This window comes from uncultured Amnibacterium sp. (assembly GCF_964245895.1).
Lineage (GTDB): Bacteria > Actinomycetota > Actinomycetes > Actinomycetales > Microbacteriaceae > Amnibacterium.
In genome coordinates this window covers 1-4,575 of record NZ_CAXTOQ010000214.1, presented here as the reverse complement: position 1 = coordinate 4,575, position 4,575 = coordinate 1, and the positions used below count along the sequence as shown (strand labels likewise).

The window sequence follows — 4,575 nt, the reverse complement described above, 5'->3', positions numbered from 1 at the left end:
GAGCGCTACCCGGGCCTGCCGCCGATGGTCACCGAGAACGGCGCCGCCTTCCCGGACGTCGTCGAGGACGGCGCGGTGCACGACACCGCGCGCATCGACTACCTCCACCGCCACTTCGGGGCCGCTCTCGACGCGATCGACCGCGGCGTCGACCTGCGCGGCTACTTCGTCTGGTCGCTGATGGACAACTTCGAGTGGGCGTACGGGTACTCGAAGCGGTTCGGCATCGTGCGGGTCGACTACGACACCCTCGAGCGGCTGCCGAAGGACAGCGCCCGCTGGTACGCGGAGGTCATCCGGGCGGGCGCGCTCCCCTGACCATTCGTTCTGTAGGTCTGCTGGACCTGCAGAACGAAAGGTCAGGCGTCGAGGAAGCGGAGGACCGCCAGCACGCGGCGGTGCGCCTCCGGCGACTCCTCCAGGCCCAGCTTGCCGAGGATGCTCGTGACGTGCTTCTCGACGGCGCCGAGCGACACCACGAGCCGCGCGGCGATCGCAGCGTTGCTGCGCCCCTCCGCCATCAGGCCGAGCACCTCCCGCTCCCGCGGCGTGAGGCGCGTCAGCGGGTCGGCGCGCGCCCGCAGGAGGTGCTCGACGAGCGTCGGGTCGAGCACGGTGCCGCCGGCCGCGACCCGCTCGACCGCGTCGTGCAGCTGCGCGAGGTCGGTCACCCGATCCTTCAGCAGGTAGCCGACGCCGCGGGCGCCGGAGGCGAGCAGCTCGCTCGCGTAGGTCGACTCGACGTACTGGCTGAGCAGCAGCACGCCCACGTCCGGGCGGGAGCGGCGGAGCGCGACCGCGGCCCGCACGCCCTCGTCGCGGTGGGTCGGAGGCAGGCGGATGTCGAGCAGCACGACGTCGGGTCGGTGCTGCTCGACGAGCGCGGGCAGCCGCTCCGCGTCGCCTGCGGCCGCGAGGACCTCGATGCCGCCCTCCTCCAGGAGGCGGACCAGGCCCTCGCGCAGGAGGATCGAGTCCTCCACGACGACGACGCGGAGCGGCGCGCTCATGCCAGCGGCACCCGTACCTCGGCGAGCGTGGGGCCGCCGGCCGGGCTGACGACCGTGAGCGTGCCGCCGAGGCCGGCGACCCGGTCGGCGATGCCCGCGAGGCCGTGCTCGGGCGTCGCCTGCGCGCCGCCGCGCCCGTCGTCGGTCACCGTCAGGCGGAGGGTGCGCGGGGCATCGGTGGTACGCGCCTCCAGCCGGATGCGGGAGGCGCCCGAGTGCTTGATCGCGTTCGTCGTCAGCTCCGCCGCGATGAAGTAGACGCTGCGCTCGACGGCGTCGGGCAGGTCGCCCTCCACCGCGATCGCGGTCTCGACCGGCACGGCGCCGCGGCGGCCGAGCGCGCCGAGGGCGGCGGACAGCCCGCGGTCCTGCAGCAGCGGCGGAGCGAAGCCCTGGGCCAGCGCCCGCAGCTCGTCGAGGGTCTCGCCGGCCAGGCGGCGGGCGGTCGCGATCGACTCGGCAGCATCCTCCCGGTCGTCGGCCAGGCGGCGCTCGGCGGTCGACAGCTCCATCTGCAGGCGCAGGAGGTGCTGCTGCGGCCCGTCGTGGATGTCGCGCTCCAGGCGGCGCAGCGCCGAGTCCTCCGCGGTGACGGCGGCGAGGCGGGCGGCGTCGGCCTTCGCGACCTCGCCGCGCAGGTCCTCCGAGGCGAAGCGGCCGAGCAGCAGACGCGCGGCGCCCCAGTGCGCGACCGTGAGCCCGCGGGTGATGAACGGCAGCAGCGCGAGCATGAGCAGGCCGAGCGCGGCGACGCCGGCGATGGCCCAGCCGGTGGCGGCCGGATCCTGCCCGCGATCGGACAGCGACAGGACCAGGCCCACGATGGTGCGGCCGCGGGCGTCCACGCCGGGCGCCACCCACAGCGGAGCGCCTCCCGCGATCGTGATCGTGGCCCAGATCGGCGAGGTCGCAGCGACGAGCGCGGTGCCCAGCCAGGTCGACCACAGCGTGAACGTCACGGCGGCGAGCGCGGGGCTGACGACCGCGCTGTGCAGCGCGTACAGCCAGTAGTGGCCGTCGGCGATCACGTCGCCGATCGCGCGGAGGGGGCGCTTGCCGGCGAACGGGCGCTGCCAGGTCGGCTCCGCGATCGGCCGCGTCGCGGCCCAGCGCAGGCGGCGCAGGTCGAAGGCGCCGAGGTACCGCGAGGCGAGCATCAGCGCGATGAGCAGCAGGACGCCGAGCGGGATGAACCCCGAGCCGGCGCCGACGACAGTCCAGGCGACGGTGGCGACGACGAGGCCGATCAGGGCGGTGAGGGCGAGGTAGCCGAGCTCGCGCGGCGTGCGCGCCCACATCCGGCCGTAGCGGCGGCCGAGCGGGGCGGGGTCGTGCCGGGCGGGCGGCGGGGCGGTGCTGAGGGTGGCGGTGGTCATGGCTCGAGGTTCGCGGTCAGCGCGATCGCGTCCCATCCTGCCCGCATCCCGATTCCGGGTGGGGACAGCCCCACCCTCGGCACCTCGAGTTGCTGCCCGCAGGGACAGATGCGATCGCTCCGGCGACCGCATCTGTCCCTGAGCGTCGCAATTCCAGCGAGATCCGTGGTCAGGCGGTGAGGAGGAGGTGCGCCAGGGGAGCGAGGCGGTCGCCGAGCAGCGCCGCCTCCGCCGGGGTGCACCACCGCAGCTCCGCGATCTCGGCGTGCGGCTCGAGGGCGTCCGCGACGCCGGCGGAGACGCTGAGCCGGTACACGTCCGCCTCCAGGCGGTGGTCCGGCTCGTTCGCGGCGGCCGTGACGAACGCGCCGATCGGGGTCAGCGCCGTCTCCGCGACGGCGAGCCCCAGCTCCTCGGCCAGCTCGCGCACGAGCGCGCGGCGCGGGCTCTCGCCCGCCTCCGGCTTGCCGCCCGCCTGCATGAACCGGTCCGTGCCCCGCTTGCGGACGAGCAGCTGCCGGCCGGTCGGGTCGGTGACGAGCGCCGCGACGACGCGGATGACGCGGTCGGTCACGCGTCCTCGAGCGCGTCGAGCAGCGGGTCGAGCGACGACTCGAACCGGATCATCGAGGCGCCCTTCGGTGACAGGAACCCCTGGTCCAGCATGTGTGCGACCAGCTCCTGCATCGGCGACCAGTAGCCGAGCACGTCGAGGAAGCCGCAGGGCTTCGCGTGGTACCCGAGCATCGCCCACGACCACTGCTCGATGATCTCCTCGAGGGTGCCGGCGCCGCCCGGCAGCGCGATGAACACGTCCGCGAGGTCGGCCATCATCGCCTTGCGCTCCGCCATCGTCTGCACGACGTGCAGCTCCGCGAGGTCGGGGTGCGCCAGCTCGGGACCGATCAGCGCCTCCGGGATCACCCCGACGACCGTGCCGCCCGCCGCGAGCGCGCCGTTCGCGACGGCGCCCATCAGCCCGGTGCCGCCGCCGCCGTAGACGACCGTGATGCCGCGCTCGGCGAGGGTGCGCCCGACCGCCGCCGCCGCCTGCAGGTGCCTCGGGTCCACGCCGTCGCGCGCGCCGCAGAAGACCGCGACCGCGCCGATCTCCCGTTCGCTCACGCCGTGGAGCGTAGGCGATCGGTGTTTCGGGCGGTCGCACCGGGCCGTGGCGCGCACCGTCGGCCGGGGCTGGGAGGCTGGAGGGATGCACGGACGTCGCGGGGAGGTGCTGTACCTCGCCGGCGCGTTCTCCGTCCGCCTGGTGACGGAGGGGGTCGGCGTCGCGCTGGTGCTGCTGGCGTCGCGCGACCTGGGCGGCGTCGCGCTCGGCGGCGTGCTGCTCGCCTGCCTGATGGCGCCGAGCGTGGTCGCCGCGCCGCTGGTCGGCGCGATCCTCGACAGCGCGCCCTCGCCCCGGCTCGTGATGCTCGCCGGCGGTGTGCTGCTGGCCGCCGGCCTGCTCGTCGCCGCGGCCGCGGAGGCGGTGCCGCTGCCGCTGGTGGTCCTCGCGCTGCTCGTCGCCGGCTGCGCGCTGCCGATCTTCGTCGGCGGGCTGTCCGCCTTCGCGGGCGACGTGATGCCGGGCGACGTGGCCCGCGCCACCTCCGTCGACGCCCTCAGCTACAACCTCGCGGGCATCGGCGGCCCGGCGATCGTCGCCGGGATGACCGCGCTGCTCACGCCGGTGGGGGCTCTCGTCGCCCTCGCCGTCGTCATGCTCCTCGGCTGCCTGGTGCTGCAGCTGCTGCCGATCACGGGCCGGGGCGGGTCGTTCCATCCCGCGGCGCTCGCCCGGGGGATCGGCGCCGCGATGCGGCACCTCGTCTCGCACGGCCCGATCCTGCGGGTCGCGGCGGGCGGCGCGGTCGTGATGGTCGGCGCCGGCGGCCTGCCGGTCGTCGCGGTCCTGGTCGCTGTCGCCCGCGGCCAGGACGAGACCGCCGGCGGCGTGCTGCTCACGGCGTTCTCCATCGGCGGCGTGGCGGGCGCGCTCGCGATCGCGGTGCCGGCGGTCACCCGCGTGCTCGCCCGGTTCGCAGCGCACCGCGTCATGGCCCTCTGCTTCGCCTGCACCGGGCTCGGCACCCTGCTCGCGGCGGTGGTGCCCGGCTTCCCGCTCGTCGCCGTCGCCCTCGCGCTGGCCGGGCTGTCGGACGCGCCCGGCGTCGCGGCGATGCTGCGCC

The 4,575-nt window shown here is 75.5% G+C and carries 6 protein-coding genes; 2 read left to right on the top strand and 4 right to left on the bottom strand.

Annotated features, from left to right (window positions below; all coding sequences use genetic code 11):
• A partial coding sequence (locus ACFE60_RS17830) for a family 1 glycosylhydrolase (RefSeq protein ID WP_375390197.1) occupies positions 1–318 on the top strand: 318 nt, incomplete at its 5' end.
• Positions 319–359: 41 nt separating this feature from the next.
• Here the strand turns inward: ACFE60_RS17830 and ACFE60_RS17825 are convergent.
• The 4 genes from ACFE60_RS17825 to ACFE60_RS17810 form a co-directional block, all read right to left on the bottom strand.
• Positions 360–1,010, bottom strand: a complete 651-nt coding sequence (locus ACFE60_RS17825) for a response regulator (RefSeq protein WP_375390196.1) — start codon at positions 1,008–1,010, stop codon at positions 360–362.
• Positions 1,007–2,386: a sensor domain-containing protein gene (locus tag ACFE60_RS17820; protein ID WP_375390195.1), complete on the bottom strand. Its 1,380-nt coding sequence runs from the start codon at positions 2,384–2,386 to the stop codon at positions 1,007–1,009. The genes ACFE60_RS17825 and ACFE60_RS17820 overlap by 4 nt, the downstream gene beginning before the upstream one ends.
• 169 nt (positions 2,387–2,555) lie before the next feature.
• Positions 2,556–2,960, bottom strand: a complete 405-nt coding sequence (locus ACFE60_RS17815; RefSeq protein ID WP_375390194.1) for an NUDIX domain-containing protein — start codon at positions 2,958–2,960, stop codon at positions 2,556–2,558.
• Positions 2,957–3,511: a TIGR00730 family Rossman fold protein gene (locus ACFE60_RS17810; protein WP_375390193.1), complete on the bottom strand. Its 555-nt coding sequence runs from the start codon at positions 3,509–3,511 to the stop codon at positions 2,957–2,959. The genes ACFE60_RS17815 and ACFE60_RS17810 overlap by 4 nt, the downstream gene beginning before the upstream one ends.
• 85 nt (positions 3,512–3,596) lie before the next feature.
• Here ACFE60_RS17810 and ACFE60_RS17805 point away from each other — a divergent pair.
• Positions 3,597–4,575, top strand: a 979-nt coding sequence (locus ACFE60_RS17805) for an MFS transporter (RefSeq protein ID WP_375390192.1), incomplete at its 3' end; no start/stop codon positions are given.

What these genes read in the sequence shown, in the direction of transcription:
- ACFE60_RS17825 (WP_375390196.1), bottom strand. Translation starts at nt 1,010, where the DNA reads ATGAGCGCGCCGCTCCGCGTCGTCGTCGTGGAGGACTCGATCCTCCTG.
- ACFE60_RS17820 (WP_375390195.1), bottom strand. Translation starts at nt 2,386, where the DNA reads ATGACCACCGCCACCCTCAGCACCGCCCCGCCGCCCGCCCGGCACGAC.